Origin of the sequence: Micromonospora lutea, from assembly GCF_016863535.1 — a bacterium.
Taxonomy (GTDB): Bacteria; Actinomycetota; Actinomycetes; order Mycobacteriales; family Micromonosporaceae; genus Micromonospora; species Micromonospora lutea.
On the sequence record NZ_BOPB01000010.1, the window covers coordinates 125,605 to 143,263 of the forward strand.

The 17,659-nt window shown below is 72.5% G+C and carries 14 protein-coding genes and 2 pseudogenes; 7 read left to right on the forward strand and 9 right to left on the reverse strand.

Annotated features, from left to right (window positions below):
* Window positions 1-7: 7 nt before the first annotated feature.
* Window positions 8-322 (reverse strand): MGMT family protein, encoded by a 315-nt coding sequence (locus Vlu01_RS11030; RefSeq protein WP_203997301.1) that lies wholly within the window; start codon window positions 320-322, stop codon window positions 8-10.
* Between the two features lie 13 nt (window positions 323-335).
* Here Vlu01_RS11030 and proB point away from each other — a divergent pair, with 13 nt between their 5' ends.
* Window positions 336-1,493, forward strand: coding sequence for a glutamate 5-kinase (proB, locus tag Vlu01_RS11035; protein WP_373307349.1), 1,158 nt, complete (start codon window positions 336-338; stop codon window positions 1,491-1,493).
* Window positions 1,494-1,574: 81 nt separating this feature from the next.
* Window positions 1,575-2,816 (forward strand): glutamate-5-semialdehyde dehydrogenase, encoded by a 1,242-nt coding sequence (locus Vlu01_RS11040; protein WP_203997305.1) that lies wholly within the window; start codon window positions 1,575-1,577, stop codon window positions 2,814-2,816.
* 20 nt (window positions 2,817-2,836) lie between these two features.
* On the opposite strand, the gene Vlu01_RS11045 is transcribed toward Vlu01_RS11040, so the two are convergent.
* The 6 genes and pseudogenes from Vlu01_RS11045 to Vlu01_RS11070 form a co-directional block, all read right to left on the reverse strand.
* On the reverse strand, window positions 2,837-3,709 hold the full coding sequence (locus Vlu01_RS11045; RefSeq protein WP_308440939.1) for a prenyltransferase/squalene oxidase repeat-containing protein: 873 nt from the start codon (window positions 3,707-3,709) through the stop codon (window positions 2,837-2,839).
* A gap of 80 nt (window positions 3,710-3,789) precedes the next feature.
* Window positions 3,790-5,041: pseudogene (moeZ, locus tag Vlu01_RS11050) on the reverse strand (adenylyltransferase/sulfurtransferase MoeZ).
* 56 nt (window positions 5,042-5,097) lie between these two features.
* Entirely contained in the window at window positions 5,098-5,835 is a 738-nt protein-coding gene (locus Vlu01_RS11055) for a DUF3152 domain-containing protein (RefSeq protein WP_239095829.1), read from the reverse strand.
* Window positions 5,836-5,973: 138 nt separating this feature from the next.
* Window positions 5,974-6,828 carry a DUF3152 domain-containing protein gene (locus tag Vlu01_RS11060; protein ID WP_308440938.1) on the reverse strand — a complete coding sequence of 285 codons (855 nt, stop codon included), beginning with the start codon at window positions 6,826-6,828 and terminating at the stop codon, window positions 5,974-5,976.
* A gap of 91 nt (window positions 6,829-6,919) precedes the next feature.
* Window positions 6,920-7,894 (reverse strand): alpha/beta fold hydrolase, encoded by a 975-nt coding sequence (locus Vlu01_RS11065; RefSeq protein WP_203997313.1) that lies wholly within the window; start codon window positions 7,892-7,894, stop codon window positions 6,920-6,922.
* Between the two features lie 23 nt (window positions 7,895-7,917).
* Window positions 7,918-9,528: pseudogene (locus Vlu01_RS11070) on the reverse strand (hypothetical protein); the annotation flags it as partial.
* A gap of 1,391 nt (window positions 9,529-10,919) precedes the next feature.
* Here Vlu01_RS11070 and Vlu01_RS11075 point away from each other — a divergent pair.
* Entirely contained in the window at window positions 10,920-11,558 is a 639-nt protein-coding gene (locus tag Vlu01_RS11075) for a TetR/AcrR family transcriptional regulator (RefSeq protein WP_203997317.1), read from the forward strand.
* Window positions 11,559-11,620: 62 nt separating this feature from the next.
* The gene (locus Vlu01_RS11080; protein ID WP_093403539.1) at window positions 11,621-11,848 is read left to right on the forward strand and encodes a DUF3107 domain-containing protein; all 228 of its coding nucleotides are present in this window, start codon (window positions 11,621-11,623) and stop codon (window positions 11,846-11,848) included.
* A gap of 36 nt (window positions 11,849-11,884) precedes the next feature.
* Here the strand turns inward: Vlu01_RS11080 and Vlu01_RS11085 are convergent, their stop codons facing one another.
* Window positions 11,885-12,538: a ferritin-like fold-containing protein gene (locus Vlu01_RS11085; RefSeq protein ID WP_203997320.1), complete on the reverse strand. Its 654-nt coding sequence runs from the start codon at window positions 12,536-12,538 to the stop codon at window positions 11,885-11,887.
* A gap of 311 nt (window positions 12,539-12,849) precedes the next feature.
* Here Vlu01_RS11085 and Vlu01_RS11090 point away from each other — a divergent pair, with 311 nt between their 5' ends.
* The 3 genes from Vlu01_RS11090 (at window position 12,850) to Vlu01_RS11100 (ending at window position 16,537) form a co-directional block, all read left to right on the forward strand.
* Window positions 12,850-14,565: a DEAD/DEAH box helicase gene (locus Vlu01_RS11090; RefSeq protein ID WP_203997322.1), complete on the forward strand. Its 1,716-nt coding sequence runs from the start codon at window positions 12,850-12,852 to the stop codon at window positions 14,563-14,565.
* A gap of 226 nt (window positions 14,566-14,791) precedes the next feature.
* On the forward strand, window positions 14,792-15,967 hold the full coding sequence (locus Vlu01_RS11095; protein WP_203997324.1) for a class I SAM-dependent methyltransferase: 1,176 nt from the start codon (window positions 14,792-14,794) through the stop codon (window positions 15,965-15,967).
* 117 nt (window positions 15,968-16,084) lie between these two features.
* Window positions 16,085-16,537 (forward strand): helix-turn-helix domain-containing protein, encoded by a 453-nt coding sequence (locus tag Vlu01_RS11100; RefSeq protein ID WP_203997326.1) that lies wholly within the window; start codon window positions 16,085-16,087, stop codon window positions 16,535-16,537.
* Window positions 16,538-16,541: 4 nt separating this feature from the next.
* Here the strand turns inward: Vlu01_RS11100 and Vlu01_RS11105 are convergent, their stop codons facing one another.
* Window positions 16,542-17,567 carry a DUF8832 domain-containing protein gene (locus Vlu01_RS11105; protein WP_239095830.1) on the reverse strand — a complete coding sequence of 342 codons (1,026 nt, stop codon included), beginning with the start codon at window positions 17,565-17,567 and terminating at the stop codon, window positions 16,542-16,544.
* Window positions 17,568-17,659 lie beyond the last annotated feature (92 nt).

Here is a 17,659-nt window from a genome sequence, read left to right on the forward strand (position 1 = left end):
GCCAGGGTCACATCCCCTGCTCGGGCCACCACGCCGCCGCCCGCATGTCCACCCCGGTGCCACGCAACGGTGTCCCCTCGGCGAGCCAACGTGCCCGCGCCTGAGCGATCAGCCTCGGCGGCAGCGCACCGGCCGCGTTCACCACCCGGTGCCACGGCGCCCCACCACCGTGGCGTGCCATGATCGCCCCGACCAGCCGCGCCGACGCCCGCCCGGAGCGCTCGGTCAACGCGTCGGCCACCGCCCCGTACGACATCACGCGGCCGGGTGGGATCCGGTCGACCAGTTCCAGCACCGCCTCGACGTACTCGTCAGGTGTCACAAGCGGCCAGACTATGGGAACGGCGGCTGGTCACGCCGCGCCGACAGCGCAGAATGGGCGGGTGCGCGACGCAGTCACGGCGGCCCGGCGGGTCGTTGTCAAGATCGGATCTTCCTCGTTGACCACCGCCAGCGGCGGTTTGGACGACGGGCAGGTCGACGCGTTGGTCGACGCCCTCAGCCTGCGGGGCACCGACGGCCGCGAGGTGGTGCTGGTCTCCTCCGGTGCCATCGCCGCCGGCCTCGCCCCGCTCGGCCTACCCCGGCGACCGCGCGACCTGGCCACCCAGCAGGCCGCCGCCAGCGTCGGCCAGGGCCTGCTGATCGGGCGGTACGCAGCCGCCTTCGCCCGGCACGGTCGCACCGTGGGCCAGGTGCTGCTCACCGTCGACGATGTGACCCGGCGGGCCCACTACCGCAACGCGTACCGCACCCTGCGCAAACTGCTCGACCTGCGGGCTGTGCCGATCGTCAACGAGAACGACACGGTCGCCACCGAGGAGATCCGCTTCGGCGACAACGACCGGTTGGCCGCGCTGGTGGCCGCGCTCGTCGACGCCGACCTGCTGGTGCTCCTCTCCGACGTCGACGCGCTCTGGACCGGCGACCCGGCCCGACCCGACTCCCGCCGCATCGCCGAAGTGCACGACGAGGCGGACCTGGTCGGTGTCGAGATCGGCGGCCGCGGCCGCGCGGGGGTCGGTACCGGCGGCATGGTGACCAAGGTCGAGGCGGCCCGGATCGCCACCGGCTTCGGCATCCCGGTGGTGCTCACCTCCGCTGCCCAAGCCGTCGCCGCGCTGGCCGGTGAGCCGGTCGGCACCTATTTCCACCCCAGCCCTCGCCGCCCTGCCGCCCGGCTGTTCTGGCTCGCCCACGCCACCGCGCCCCGGGGACGGCTGCACCTCGACCCGGGCGCGGTGGCCGCGGTGGTGGGGCGGCGCAAGTCGCTGCTGCCGGCGGGCATCACCGCCGTGGACGGCGCCTTCACCGCAGGTGACCCGGTCGACCTCGTCGACACCTCCGGCGCGCCGGTGGCCCGAGGGCTGGTCAACTATGACGCGATCGAACTGCCCGGCCTGCTCGGACGGTCGACCGCAGACCTCGCCGCGGCGCTCGGTCCGGCGTATGAACGAGAGGTCGTCCATCGCGACGACCTGGTACTGCTGTGAACCGGTTGAAGTGATTGCAAGGGGCCCTTCCTATACACGAGGCGTTAACAGGGGGCCCTTCCTTACCCGAAGGAGCATGGGATGAGCGTGAGCGAGCAGGCCCGCCGGGCGCGGGTGGCCGCCGAGGCGCTGGCTGTGGCGACGCGTACCGCCAAGGACGCCACGCTGCACGCGATGGCCGACGCGCTCGTGGCGCGTACGCCGGAGATCCTCACCGCCAACGCCGCGGACCTGGCGGCCGGGCGCGACGCCGGGCTGAGCGCGGCGGTGCTGGACCGGCTCGCCCTCGACGAGGCGCGGGTGGCCGGCATCGCCGATGCGCTGCGCCAGATGGCCGCGCTGCCCGACCCGGTGGGCGAGGTGGTCCGCGGCTCGACCCTGCCCAACGGGCTGGAACTGCGGCAGATCCGGGTGCCCTTCGGCGTGGTCGGCGTCATCTACGAGGGTCGACCCAACGTGACCGTGGACGCCGCCGGCATCTGCCTGAAGGCCGGCAACGCGGCGCTGCTGCGCGGCTCCTCGTCGGCCGCGCACTCCAACGCCGCCCTGGTCGCGGTGCTGCGCGACGCGATCGGCGAAGCCGGCCTGCCGATGGACGCGGTACAGCTGGTCGACGCCAGCACCCGCGACTCGGTCAAGGAGCTGATGCGGGCTCGGGGTCTGGTCGACGTGCTGATCCCGCGAGGTGGCGCATCGCTGATCCGCACCGTGGTCGAGGAGTCGACCGTGCCGGTCATCGAGACCGGAGTGGGCAACTGCCACGTCTACGTGGACGCCGCCGCCGACGTGTCGATGGCGGTCGCGATCACCCTGAACGCGAAGACGCAGCGGCTGTCCACCTGTAACACCGCCGAGTCGCTGCTGGTGCACGCCGACGTGGCCGATGCCTTCCTGCCGGCGGTGCTGGCCGCGTTCGCCGAGGCCGGGGTGACCGTGCACGGCGACGCGCGGGTGGCCGCGTACTCCGACGCCGTGCTCGCCGCCACCGACGAGGACTTCGGCACCGAGTACCTCGCCGCGCACATCTCGGTCGCCGTCGTCGACTCGCTCGACGCGGCGGTCGCGCACATCCGGCGGTACGGGAGCGGCCACACCGAGGCGATCGTCACCGACTCGCAGTCGGCCGCCCGGGAGTTCGTGGCTCGGGTCGACTCGGCGGCCGTGATGGTCAACGCCTCCACCCGGTTCACCGACGGTGGCGAGTTCGGCTTCGGCGCCGAGATCGGCATCTCCACCCAGAAGCTGCACGCCCGAGGCCCCATGGGTCTACCCGAGCTGACCAGCACCAAGTACGTGGTCACCGGCACCGGCCACCTCCGCTAAACCGTGCGGAAGGGCCTATGTCAGCGGCAGGCCCGGATCACCCTCAGCGTGGTGTGCACGTCGAACTGGTGCCCGTCGTCACTGTCCCACCCGCCGTCGCTGCGCTGTGTCTCGGCGAGCCTGCGCCAGGCCGCCACCAGCGTCCACTCCTGCTCGTCGACGCCCACCCGACGCAACGTCGAGGCCAGCCAGGCGGCGTCAGCCGGCGACACCTGGGGGATCCGCTCGGCGAGCACCGCCTTGATCTGTGCCGACTCGTAGAACATCTGCTGCCGGTGCAGGACCGCCGCGCTCAGCCAACCGGCGGCCAGGAAGGAGGGCCAGCTGCCGTCGGGGCGCAGGTGGGCGGCGATCGCCTGGCCGGCGGCCTGCACCACACCGGCGTACGCTCCGCCGACCCGATGGTCGAGCGGCCCGGCAGCCCGGGCGTCGAGACCGGCCACGGTGAGCCAGAACGCCGCGTTGGCGGTCAGGAAGAGCCGTGCCTCCGGATCACCCGGACGGGCCCACTCCGGGGCGCTGCCCGCCAGCGCTTCGTCCTCCTCCCAGCAGCCGTCGCGTTGTTGGCCGGCGGCGAGCCAGTCCAACGCGCGACGGGCGCTGGGCCGGGCGAGCGCACCGAGGTCGTCCAGTTCGGCGAGGCGGAAACAGGTCGCGTCGACGGAGGCGATCTCGTCACCCCACGACGCCGGCCAGCCGCCGCCCAGGGTCTGGCCGACCTCGACGCTGTCGAGCACCTCCGGCGACGGCTGCGCGGCGGTACGCAGCCAGGACAAGCGGGCCCGCTCCACCGCGTCCCCGTGAGCCACCACGAATCCGATCGCGGCGTCGATGTCGACCACGGCGGCCACGCTACCGGCGCGAACCTGATCCCGCCTCAGTAGGACGGACAGGTGCGAGCGACCGACAGCAGGGTGTTAAGAAGGGGCCCCTCCTCTACCGGAGGCGTTAAGAAGGGGCCCCTCCTTACATGTCAGTACTCGGGGAGGGACGGGTCGATCTGCTTGATCCAGGAGAGCACCCCGCCCTGGACGTGCACCGCATCGCGGAAGCCGGCCGCCTTCAGCGCGGCAAGTGCTTCGGCGGAGCGGACGCCGGACTTGCAGTGCAGCACGATCTGGCGGTCCTGCGGGAGCTTGGACAGCGCCTCACCGGAGAGGATCTCGCCCTTGGGGATCAGGGTGGCGCCGGGAATGCGGACGATCTCGTACTCGGCCGGCTCCCGGACGTCGACGAGGAAGATGTCCTTGCCGGCGTCCTGCCACTCCTTCAGTTCGGACGCGGTGATGGTCGCGTCGACCACCGCCTCCTGGGCCTCCACCGACACCGCGCCGCAGAAGTCCTCGTAGTCCTCCATCAGGTCGGTGAGCGTCGGGTTCTCGCCGCAGAGCACGCAGTTCGGGTCCTTGCGAACCTTGATCTTGCGGTAGCTCATCTCCAGGGCGTCGTAGACCATCAGCCGGCCGACCAGCGGCTCACCGATACCGGCGAGCAGCTTGATCGCCTCGTTGACCTGGATTGAGCCGATCGAGGCGCAGAGCACACCGAGCACCCCACCCTCGGCGCAGGAGGGGACCATGCCGGGCGGCGGCGGCTCCGGGTAGAGGCAGCGGTAGCAGGGGCCGTGCTCGGCCCAGAACACCGAGGCCTGACCGTCGAACCGGTAGATCGACCCCCAGACGTACGGCTTGCCGAGCAGCACGGCCGCGTCGTTGACCATGTACCGGGTGGCGAAGTTGTCCGTACCGTCGACGATCAGGTCGTACTGGGCGAAGATCTCGCGGACGTTCTCCCGGTCCAGCACGGTGTTGTGGATCTCGACGTTCACCAACGGGTTGATCTCGCGGATGCTCGCCGCGGCCGATTCGGCCTTCGACCGGCCGATGTCGGAGACGCCGTGGATGACCTGGCGCTGGAGGTTGGATTCGTCGACGGTATCGAAGTCGATGATGCCGAGCGTGCCGACCCCGGCGGCGGCCAGGTACAGCAGGGCGGGAGAACCCAGCCCACCGGCGCCGACACAGAGCACCCGGGCGTTCTTCAGCCGCTTCTGACCTTCGACCCCGACGTCGGGGATGATCAGGTGGCGCGAGTAGCGGCGGATCTCGTCAACGGACAGCTCGGCGGCGGGTTCGACGAGCGGGGGCAACGACACGGTGGACTCCCCGGAATCGATGTGGCGGGCAACCCGGCCATTGTCTCTCGCTGACGCGTCCATCGACCATGAGCAGAGACACGTCGCCCGTTATGCGGGAGCGGGAATAGCCCCGGCGGGTCCGGGTCAGCCGATCAGCTCGCCGGCGTGCCGACGCCCGTCGAGGATCGGCCAGGCGTTCGCCAGGCAGCCGTCCAGACCGTACGTCTGCTGCTGCATCACCGGTGCCGGCGCCCCCGGTGCCGGACACGCCTCATGCCCCTCCCCGAATTCGTGCCCGACCTCATGGTTGATCACGTATGCCCGGTAGACCTCCAGCGGTGCACCGTAATCCGGCACCGCCTCCAGCCAGCGTGCCAGGTTGATGATCACCTGGCCGGGAAGCCGGCACGAGGTGTAGCCCTCGGTGCTGAGTCCCCCCTCTGCGCACATCGCCTCCGAGGTGAGTGGGGTGGCCAGGTAGATGGTGAAGTCGGCCGGTTCCGCCTCGTCCACCCGCTGGACACGCAGTTCCCCCGTGCCGATCCAGCTACGGGGATCGGCGAGCACCCCGTCGACCTCGGCGGCGAAGGCGTCCGGATCCTGGCCAGCGTCTTGTTCGACGGCAACCCGGTAGCGGGCCACCGGGCCGTCCTGGCCGTGCACCGGCGAGTGGTTACCGGCCACCGTGAAGCTGCCGGCACCCACCCACGGGTACCTGCTCGGCCTGGTCCGCTCGTCACCACCTGTTCCGGAGGCGACCCGGTCACCGAAGCCCTGCCCCGGTTCGGCCTCCCGCTCAGCGGCCCGGACCAGCAGCACAGCTGTGGTGGCGGCCAGCGCCAGCACCACGACCAGGGCCACGATCACCCGGCGCGGTGGCACCGGTCCGGGGGGAGGATCTCCGCGTTCCGGTGGATGCTCCGAGCGACCGAAGTCACGCCAAAGGGGTGTGGAGGGCATGACCGTATCGTTGCACCCAATTCTGGCGCATCACCGCATTTTGCTCCGGTCGGGTGCCGCTCAGAGCGGCGGACCCGCGTACCGCCTGCCGTCCAGGTACGGCCACGGGTTCGCGACGCACCCCTTGAGGAAGAGGGTCTGCTGCATCATCACCGGAGCCGGCTCGCCACGCCCCGGGCAGCGCTCGTGCCGGTTACCCAACTCGTGGCCGACCTCGTGATTGATCACATACGTCCGGTAGAGCGCGAGCGGCACCTCGGCCTCGACGAAATGTGGCACCGACAGCCGCCACCGGTCCAGGTTGATGATCACTTTTCCTGCCGCCCGGCAGGAGGTGTACGGCCGGCCACCGACGCGGATGTCGACACCCCCGGCGGCGCACATCCGGCCCGCCGTCCCGGCCGTCGCGAGGTAGACGGTGAAGTCGTGACGCGCCGCGCCGTCGACCTGCCGCAACCGCAACCGACCGCTCTCCACCCAACTGCCCGGACCGGCCAGCGCGGTCCGCACCGCCAGGGCGAACTCGCCCGCGTCCGCGCCGGAGCCGGACTCCACGGCCACCCGGTAGCGCCGGATGCCACCAGCCGCGCCCAGCACCGGACCGGTCCGGTCGTCGTACCTGAACCGACCCGGGCCGGTCGACGGGATCGAGCCCGGCTCCTGCAGGACGGGCGCCTCGGGCGACGGGGACACGTCCACCCGCGACGGCGACGCCGCAGGGGAGGACGGGGTCACGGTCGGCGTGGGAGCCACCGGGGCGACCTCTCCGGCCGCGTCCGAGTCCATGCCGGTGCCACCGGCCACCATCGCCAGCGCGGCACCGCCGGCGGCCACCAGCACCGCCACCCGGACCAGCGACCCGGGCCCGAACCGCCAGCGTCGCCCCTTCTTCCTGGCGGACACGGTCAGGTCCACTGCTGAATCTTGGTGGGGGGAATCTGACCGGACGGCATGACGGCCAGCGGAACGAGCCGATCGACGACGGCTGCCAGGGCTGTGCACCCGGTCATCCTGCCAGGTCGGCCCGGCGGGCGGGTTCCCCCGTCTCAGCCAGCAACCCCAGCACGGCCCGGGCCACCAGGCGCGGCACCTCCAACTGGGCCACATGACCAACGTCGTCGATCATCAGAAGCCGGCTGTCCGGGATCACCCGCGCGGCCTGCGGTGCCACCCGTACGTCGACCAGCCGGTCCCGGCGTCCGCCGATGACGAGCGACGGCGCACGCACCGCTTCGGCCATCCGCCACAGCGAACCCGCCCCGGGCAGGTACGACCGCAGGAAACTGGACACCAGACCCCGGAAGGTACGCACGTACGCCGCCGCGTAGTGCTCCGCCTCGTAGCGGACGCGGATCTCCTCCAACGCCTCGCGCCGACGCTGGTCGCAGATCCGGCTGAGGTCGGCCACACACGCCTCCATCACCTGCTGCGCCATCACCTCCGGTGCCAGTTGGGCCAGCCGCCAGGCGGCCAACCGTTCGCCCCGGGGGATCGCCAGCAGTGGCAGCATCCGCCCCTGCAACGAACGGCGGAAGTCGAGGAACGGCAGGGCGGGCGACACCAGGGTCAGCGTCCGGACCAGATCCGGCCGCAGCGCCGCCACCCGTACCGAGATCGCACCGCCCAGCGAGTTGCCGAACAGGTGCACCGGTCCGCGAGCGGAGTACTCGATCCAGCGGATCACCCGCTCCGCGAAGACCGGCACCGTGTAGCGCCGGCCCGGCTCGCTCCGACCGAAGCCAGGCAGGTCGATCGCCTGGCCGTCCAGTCGGCCGGCGAGCAACCCCGCCAGATCCGTCCAGTTCTGCGACGAGCCGCCCAGACCGTGCACGTACAGCGCCGGTTCGGCGTCCGGGCTGGTGGCCGGCGTCTCCCGGACGTAGGTGACCGCCCCGTCGAGTTGCACCTCACGCCCCGGCCAGGGCGGCGGGACCGAGTGAGCGGGCAGCAGTCGTTCGGGCCAGAGGATCGCAGGCTTCACCGTTCCAGTCTGCCTGGCACGGCTCACGCCAGCAGTGCCTCCAGTCGACGATTGACCGCGGCCAGGGTCGCCCGCACCACCGCCTGCCGTGGATCGCCGGCAACCAGGGCGGAACCGGCCAACTGCTCGACCCACCCGTCGCAGACCAGCAGCACCACGACCGTGGCCACCTCGCAGTTGCCGAAGGGCACCACCGCGGCGTGCTCCACGAAGCACCGTCCACGTTCCGCCGTGGGGCCGGCGACGTGGAGCAGCTCGTCGATCGCCGCCGCCGCCGCGACGCCGCACAACCGCAGCACGAACCCGTCCACCGCGGGCCCGGTGGCGTGCCCCGCGGCGTTGTGGTCGCCCGCGACCAGCCGGACCTCGACGTTGGCGTCCAGCCCGAACGTGCTCACCTGGACGTGGTCGAGCACCACCCGGGGGCCCGGCACTCCACCGGTGTCCAGCGGTCGCGACGGCGCGGACTCGGTCGTGGTGAGTTGCCCGCCGGAGTAGGAGGCGCCGAGGGTCGCCGGGCTCCCTGCCGCACCTGGCTCGTCCACGACCGCCCGGCCCCGGTTGGCAGCCGGTGACGGCCGACGCCGTCGGGTGGTTTCCGGCACGGTCTCCGGCCGGCTCGGTGAGGCCTCCGTCCGGGTGCCGCCGGGGCGGGCGGACGGACGACGCGGCTCGGCGACCGGGCGGGTCTCACCCGCCTCGCTCCGGCTCTCCGCGGGGCGCCGGCGAACCGGCACGCCGGGAACGCTGGGCAGCCCGCGCGGCGCTGCGGCCAACCCCATCCGCTCCTGCAGAAGGCGGGCGACCTGTCGGCTCACGTCGGCCGGATCGGCCCCGTCAGCGAGGTCGAGGCGCAGGCTGTGGGCCCCAGCGGGGGTACGCCGCAGGGCGGCGTCGCGTACGCCGTCGACTCCTCGGACGGCGGCGAGGATCGCGTTGACGTCGAAGCCCTCCGGCCGGTCCCGCAGCGGGGCCGGCTCGTCGTCACGGCGGAGATGGGTGGCGATCCGGGCGAGTTCCGGGGTTTCGGCGGGCGGCTCCACAGCTGGCGGCTCCGGCACGACGGGCACGTCCGGTTCGGCGGGTACGCGCTGCGGCAACACCGCCGTGGTGCTGTCCCGCGAACGATCGCCGGCCGGCTCGGTCGGCGGGACCGGATCGGGCGCGGACCGACGCGCCGTGTAGGAGGCTGCCCCCGTCGGGACGGGCACAGCGGGGGTGCGCTCGCGGCGGCCGGGCTCACCTGCGACCTGGTCACCGGCGGTGCCCCCGGCGGGTGGCTCCACCGGGGCGGGAGCCACGGCGGGCGCGGGTGCCGGCCCGTCCGGAACCGGTCGCAGCCGGAACGGTCGGTACCCGGGAGGGTCGGAGGCCGGCCGGGCCTCCGTGACCGGTGACGTCGAGCCGGGCTCGGGCGTCTCCCGCCGGCTCGACGCACCCGGCGGTGATGCGCTGGCGCTGGGGGTGGTTGGTCGGGTGCTGGCCGGCGGGCCGCTGGTCGGGTCGACGGCACCGGACCGCGCATCGGACGGCGGGGAACTGGCCGGACGCAGCGCCCACGGCAGGCGTTCGTCGGCCGGTTGGCCGCCGGAGCGGCTACCCCATGGCGGGGAGTCCTCGTTCCGCGTACCCCAGGGCGCTCCCTCGTTGGCCGGTGCACCGCTGACCGGGGGCAACGCCCAGGACGGACGATCCTCGGCCGGAGGCACCTCGGGCGACCGTGCCCAGGACGGACGCTGGGCCGCAGCGGCGCCGGTCGGGCCATCGCTGACCGGGGGCAACGCCCAGGACGGACGCTGCTCGGTCGGGGGCAGGTCGGCCGAGCGCGCCCAGGAGGGCTGCGGGGCGGCCGGGGGTGCGCTGGCCGGTTCGACGGCGGCCGGCGGGTCTGCCGGGTCGGGCGCGGTGGGTGACTGAGCTTCCGGCCCGGGCTCGCCGTCCCTGCGAGGTTCGTACGGGCGAGGCCGCTCCGCCCGCATCGGCTCGTACGGCCGGGTCGGCTCGGCGCGTACCGGCTCGTAGGGGCGGCTGGGCTCACTGGCCCAGGGCCGGGCCGGCACGTCACGGGACCGTCGGTCGGTGGCTTCGCTCTCGTCGCGCGCCCACGGCGGCGCCCAGTCGCTGGCCGGGCCGGGCTGTGCCCAGTGGGGGCGGTCCGCCTCACCGGTGGGCTGCTCGACGGGAGACCAGCCGGCCGGCTGGTCGGCGCTTGCCGCCGCAGTGCCGTCGGCCACCGCGGGTGCCTGCTCGACGGCAGGCTCTGGTGGGAACCCGTCGTCCCACCCGTGCTGCCGGCCGCCCGTCGGGCCCTCACCGGACCGTTCGGCCGTCGGCGCGTGCAGGCCGGGTGGCATCTCGAAACCGGAGGCGGCGGTGCCGACGGGCGGCACCTGCACGGCCGGGGGTGACGAGGTCGGCAGACCCGGGCCGGGGGTGACCGGTTGCTCGCCGGACGGAACCGGGCGGGGCGCCGGTACGACGAGTCGGTCCTTGCCGGGATCCTGGCCCTGCCCACGCAGACCAGGTGGCGCGCTGACCGGAGCGTGTCGGTCGACCGGCGGCTGGTCCGCGACGGGCGTGCCGTTCACCTGGTGGCCGTTGACGTTGTTGCCGTTGACCCGGGTGGACCGGTCGGGCTCCACCTGGTCACCGACGGGCGCCGGCAGGTCGGCATGGCGTGACGAGGCCATGGCCCATCCGGACGCGGACTCGGGCCGGGGCCTGGTCGCGCCGGAGCTCGGCAGCACCTCCGGGCCCCATGACCAGTCGGCCGGTGGTGGGGCCCACCCGTTGCCGGAACGGGCCAGGTCATCGCGCTGACCCGTCCCGTCGCCGTGCTCTCCCGGGGTGGCGGCACCGGGTTGCCCTGTTTCACTCACCGCGCGCTCCTTGGTCGCCCCCGCTGAGGCTACCGTGTGGCGACAGTGGCGATAAGTTACAGCGGCGGGCCAATTCCGCGAGGGGCCGAGGGGCCCCGACCGGTTCGGGTGAAATGCCGGTCCGTACGACGACCTCGGAGGTTCCCATGACCGCTGTGGGGAACGGCGCCCAGACCGCCGGCCGACCCACGCGCCTGCCCCGTTCGGCGCGCCGCAAGCAGCTACTCGCGGCTGCTCAGGAGGTGTTCGTCGCGCAGGGCTATCACGCTGCGGCCATGGACGACATCGCCGAGCGGGCCGGAGTCTCCAAGCCGGTGCTGTACCAGCACTTCCCCGGCAAGATGGAGCTCTATCTCGCACTGCTCGACACGCACTGTGACGCGATCGTCGCCAAGGTGCACGACGCCATGGCGAGCACCACCGACAACAAGGAACGGGTCAGCGCCTCGGTGCGCGCGTACTTCGACTTCGTCGACCACGAGAGTGAAGCCTTCCGCCTGGTCTTCGAGTCGGATCTGCGCAACGAGCCGGCGGTACGGCAGCGGGTGGAGCGGGTCGCGCAGGGCTGCATCGCGGCGATCACCGACACGATCATCTCCGACACCGGGATCAGCCGGGCGCACGCCGAACTGCTCGCCTCGGGCCTGGTGGGTGCGGCCGAAACCGCCGCCCAGTTCTGGTTGGCCGGTGGCCGCCAGGTGCCAAAGGCCGAGGCCGAGGCGTTGGTCGCGGCGCTGTCCTGGCGGGGCATCGCCAGCTTCCCGCTGCAAGGTGAGTCAGCCTGAACTTCGACCTTGTGATCGGATAGCCTTCGCAGGGCGGCCATTCGCCCGATGGAGGAGGCACAGTGGAGGTCAAGATCGGGGTGCAGTACGCACCACGCGAGCTGGTCCTGGAGAGCGCACAGTCGCCGGCCGAGATCGAGCGGATCGTGACCGACGCCGTCGCCAGGGGTGAGGGCACTCTCTCCCTGACCGACGAGAAGGGGCGGCGGGTGATCGTGCCGGTCGGCAAGGTCGCCTACGTCGAGATCGCCGAGGCGTCTCCGCGGGCGGTCGGTTTCACCGTCCGCTGAGGCAGGGAAGAGACCCCGGCAGGACCGGGTGTCCGCTCAGTTGTTGAGGCCGGCGGCGGCCATCCGCGCGGTGTGCGCGGCGGTCAGCCGCCGGAACAATTCCGCGACCTCCACCTGACCACTTGCGGCAATCAGCGCGGTGAGCGCGCCGTGGTCGGCGGCGGCCACCCGTCCCGCCTGAGACAACGCCTCACCGACCAGGCGTCGGGCCCACATCGACAGCCGGTCGGCCACCCTCGGATCGGCCTCGATGGCCAGCCTGATCTCGGCGGCGGCGAACTCCGCGTACCGCGACTCGTGCAGCACGTCGAGAACCAGTTGCCGGTCCGGCTCCTCCAGCGCGACGGCGATCTCCCGGAGGAAGTCGTCGGTGATCGCGTCACCGACGTACGCCTTGGTCACCGCCTCCGCCCAGTCACGGGGCTCCGTCGAGTCGTGGTACGCCTGCAACGGGATGACATACGCCGCCATCGCGTCGTCCGGCAGCACACCGAGCGCGGTGAGCCGGTCGGCCACCCGCCGGTAGTTGACGATCTCGGCGGCGGCCATCTCGCTCAGGGCGGCCCGGCGGCGCAGGTCGGGAGCGAGCCGGGCATCGGCCGCGATCCGGTCGAAAGCGAGCAGCTCACCCAGGGCCACCAGACCCAGCAGGTCGGTGACGGCGTGGCCGGGCGGAGTGGGGTCGGACACCAGCGCAGGCTACCGCCCGGCAGCAACACCGACAGGCCTGAGCTGTGATACAGATCACATGCAAACCTTTGCGCCGACGCTCATCCCCGTGGAATCGGGACGCTGTTCAGCCCGTTCAGGTAACATGGAACAGTTGCCGTAGGTGCCAATCCCGGCCGGAGACACGCTCCGATCCGGTTGACGTCCACCCACGGCGCGCGTGCGGCCCGGTCCGCTCGGCTTTCTGCCGCCGACCGTGTGGCCCGCGTCATACCGAAAGCGCCCTGAGGACATGACGGGGCGCACCCACGAGAGGGCACCCCCAAATCCACATGAGTGAGCCGATTCAAGACCTCACCGAGGGCCAGGAACTGGCCCCGACCGCCCCGGTCCGACCGGAGGCACCGACCTTCGCCGATCTCGGCGCGCGTGCCGAGACCGTCGACGCGCTGGCCGCGGCCGGCATCACCCGCGCCTTCGCCATTCAGGAGTACGCGCTACCGATCGCGCTGCGCGGGGCCGACCTGATCGGGCAGGCCCCGACCGGCACCGGCAAGACCCTGGGCTTCGGCGTACCGCTGCTGGAGCGGGTCTTCGCACCGGACGAGGGCGGCGACGGCCTGCCACAGGCCCTGGTCGTCGTACCAACCCGAGAACTGGGCATCCAGGTCGCCAAGGACATCGCCGCGGCCAGCCGCACCCGGGGCGTACGCGTGCTGCCGATCTACGGCGGCGTCGCCTACGAGCCGCAGATCGAGGCGTTGCGCAAGGGCGTGGAGATCCTCGTCGGCACGCCGGGTCGCCTGCTGGATCTCGCCAAGCAGAAGCACCTGCGCCTGCACGGGGTACGCGCGCTGGTGCTGGACGAGGCCGACCGGATGCTCGACCTCGGCTTCCTCGACGACGTCGAGCGGATCCTGGCGATGCTGCCGGAGGACCGGCAGACCATGCTCTTCTCCGCGACCATGCCGGACCCGATCGTGACGCTGTCCCGGCGCTTCCTGCGCCACCCGATCACGATCCACGCCGGGCACACCGCCGAGACCGGCCCCTCGCCGCAGACGGAGCAGCTCGTCTACCGCACCCACTCGATGAACAAGATCGAGATCGTGGCCCGGATCCTTCAGGCCGAGAGCCGTGGCCTGACCATCATCTTCACCCGGACCAAGCGAGCCGCCGACCGGGTCGCCGAGGACCTGGACTTCCGTGGCTTCGCCGTCGCGGCGGTGCACGGCGATCTCGGTCAGGGTGCCCGTGAGCGGGCCCTGCGGGCCTTCCGGGCCGGAAAGATCGACACCCTGGTCGCCACCGACGTGGCAGCCCGAGGCATCGACGTCAGCGGCGTCACTCATGTGATCAACTACGACTGCCCGGAAGACCAGGACACCTACACCCACCGGATCGGGCGGACCGGTCGGGCCGGCGCGAGCGGTGTCGCGGTGACCTTCGTCGACTGGGACGACATGCCCCGCTGGCGGATCATCGACAAGACGCTCGGGCTGGACATGCCCGAGCCGCCGGAGACGTACCACACCTCGCCGCACCTCTACACCGACCTGCACATCGCCAAGGAGATGACCGGCACGCTGCCGACCGCCGAGCGCACCCGCGCCGGGTTGGCCGCCGAGGTCGAGGAGGACCTGGGTGGCGGCCGGCCCCGGCGGGGCGAGCCACGCGGCACCCGCCGTCGCGGCCGTGGTGAGGGTGGCCGTGGTGAGGGTGGCCGTGGTGAGGGTGGCCGTGGTGAGGGTGGCCGCGACGCCAGCCGTCGCCGGCAGGACGCTGCCGGCACCTCGTCGGACGAGGCCACCGGAAGCGACACCGAGGAAGGCACCCGTACCCCCCGACGTCGCCGGCGTCGCCGCGGCGGCGAGGCGGTGGCGGGCACCGAGGCTGGCTCGGCCGTCGACGGCACTCCCACCGAAGCGAGCACCGGTCGCAGCGAGGACACCTCGGGTGAGGCCGCCGCTCCGCGCCCGCGTCGCCGCCGACGCCGCCGTGGTGCCGGTTCCGACACCGGTACGCCGGCTGAAGCGACCACCGACTGATCTCGAACCGCCCGGGTAGTGGCGGGTTCGGTCCAGTGCCCTGGACCGATTCGCCACCACCCGGGCGGTTCGTGCTGTCCGACTCCTTTGCTCTGCTTCACCGCACGCACCGGTTCCGAGCCGGAATCCGTGCGTCGGTTGAAGCAGAGCTGCGGTGCGAGAGCGGGCATGGTGGTCGCTGCCCGCCGAACGACATACCGTCCGACCGTCCCTGGAAGATGGAGCGATGCCCGAACCACTGGATGCCGCCCTGGCCGAGGTCCGCTCGATGTTGCTCGGGCCATCGCTCACCCGGGCCGTGGCGGCCGGACGGCGACGCGGCCAGCGTCCCTCGATGGTCCGGGCCGAGCTGCGGCCCGTCGCGCTCAAGGCCGGTCAGCGGCTACAGATCTCCACCTCTGACGGGGCGCGCCCGCACACCCGGAACCTCAGCCCCGGGCCAGAGGCGGACGCGGCAGTGGCAGCGCTGCTGGCCGAGCCGTTCGGCAACTGGCACGTGGAGACCGTCGACGCCACCCTGCAACTGCGGGTCACCAAGTCGGGCGAGGCCCAGGTGCACCGCAGCGCGGCGACCCGGCCGGCCGCCCCGACGGCAGCCTCCGGGCACGACCGGGCCAAGGAGTATCTGCTCGATCCGGGCGACCCGCTCTTCACCGCGATCGGTGCTTCGGCGGCCAAGCGGCGACAGGTGGACGCGTTCCTACGGGCGTTGGCCGCCACCCTCCCCGACGGGCTGGCCGGGCAGTTGGACCGTCCGCTACGAGTGGTGGATCTGGGCTGCGGCAACGCGTACCTGACCTTTGCCGCGTACCGCTATCTGTCCCGGTCGGGCCTCGATGTCGAGCTGGTGGGCGTGGACGTACGCGATGATCAGCGCCGGCGCAACACCGAGCTGGCCGAGCGGCTCGGCTGGGCCGACCGGGTGCGTTTCGTCGCCGGCACGATCGCCGACGCGGTCGTCGAACCGGCACCCGACCTGGTGCTCGCGCTGCACGCCTGCGACACCGCCACCGACGAGGCGCTGGCCCGCGCGCTGGGCTGGCACGCCCGATGGGTGCTCGCCGCACCGTGCTGCCACCACGACGTCGCCGCGCAGCTACGTAACCGGCCCGCTCCGGCACCGTACGACCTGCTCACCCGGCAGGGCATCCTGCGGGAGCGCTACGCGGACGTCCTCACCGACGCCCTGCGGGCCGGGCTGCTGCGGTTGCACGGCTACCGGGCCGAGGTGGTCGAGTTCGTCGACTCCGCGCACACCCCGCGGAACCTGCTCATCCGGGCCCGACGAACCGGCGCCGACCCGACCGCCGCCCACCGCGCGGAGTACCGGGACCTGGTCGCCCAATGGCAGCTCACACCCCGGTTGGAGACTCTGCTCACGCAGCTGCCGCCGGCCGTGTGACGGATTCGCGTCACGCCACCAGGATCGTCTGGTCGATCAGTCAGTTGCCCAGCGCCAATCGCGTACTACTCTCGAAGAGCGCACCGTCGGGTGCCGGTCGGGAGGGAAGACCCACCGATGGGTTCGGCAGAGGTTTCGCCGCAGATGGCCTTCGCGCGTTTCGTGCGCCGTGCCATCGACGATGCCCGCGAGGAGCGTGGCTGGACCGTCACCGAGCTGGCCGCGCACACCGGCGTCGGTCGCTCGACCGTTTTCCGTTGGCTGGCCGGTGACTGGCAGGACTACCCCGAGCTGGCCAAGGTCCGGGGCTTCTGCGCAGCGCTCGATCTGCCGGTCGCGGCAGCCTTCCGTGCGCTCGGTCTGCCCGACGCGGGCTCCGGTTCGTGGCGACGCGGCGACGACGGCCCGGTGGAGGCCGACGTGCGGGTGATCCTGCAACGGTTGGCGGATCCGGCGGTACCGGCGGAGGAGAAACACCACATCCGCGACCTGCTGCGCTACCTGGCCCGACGGCCGATCCGCCGGCCTGCGGATCCTGCCGCCACACCGATGCGCCGGACGGCGGGCTGACCCGCTACGGCACGGCCACCGTGAACTCTGCCGTGCGTACCTCTCCCCCGGTCGCGAAGTCCAGGTAGAAGCGGTACCGCCCGGGCCCCGGAGTGGTGAGCCAGAACCGGATCGCCCCGTCGACCAGCTCTGCCTCCGGGTGTACGTGCAGGTAGCCCAGGTCACCCTCGCGCAGCGCGACGAGGTGACCGTACGCGCCGAGGTAGCGCTCCAGTTGCGGGCTCGCGCCGTCCGCTCCGGTGACCCGGAAGCTGACCGGCACGGTGAGGCGGGGCTGGGGAACGCCCTGGTATTCGACGGTGAATCCGTCGACCTTGCTCGTGGTCGCCGGGGTGGGCAGGTCACGGGGCGTGTAGCTGCCGGGGGCGATCAGGTCCACCCCGAGCGTCGTCGCGGTCTGCAGGCCGTTGTCGGCCAGGGCGGTGAAGTCGGCGTACGCCCGCCAGACGCCGGGCGACGGCAGTGTCAGCGGCACCGACCAGGTGCCGTCGGCCGCCATGGTCGGATGCAGATGCTGGTAACCCGAGAGGTCCCGGCGCACCACGATCACGTGCATCGGCTTGTCGTGCACGACCGCGAAGCGGGTGACCGTCCGGCGCTGCCCGTCCCGGATCTGGAATCGCAGCTCACCGGCCTTGCCGGCGGTGAACTCGGCGGTCAGCGGGGTCAGGGTGTAACCGTCGCGGCTGACCGCCAGACCGCCGGCCTCGGCCGCCGCGTCCTGGTCGGCGCCGTGCGAGTGCGCGCCGAGGCCCGGGGCATGGGTGTGGTCGGCCAGCGCGCTGTCGGCCCGGCCCGTCGCCATGGCATCACCGCCACCGTTGATCCGCCCGAGCCCGAACCCGAGCAGCACCGCCAGGACCAGCCCGCCGACCACCAGGGCCAACCGCAGCGTGGCGCGATCCGGTACGGCTGAGGCAACGCCAGGGTCCTGGCCAGCCGGAGCCGCACCGGGGCTCAGCCCCGCCGCTGGTCGCTCGGCGGTGCGCACCGACCCGAGCGCGGGCGCGTCGGATGCCTGGTCAGCCATGCGCCCACCGTACCGTCGTCAACCAGGCCATCCGTCCGACCCCACCCTCGGTGTGACCCTGGCGCGGGCCGCCACTGTGACGGTCAGTCGTT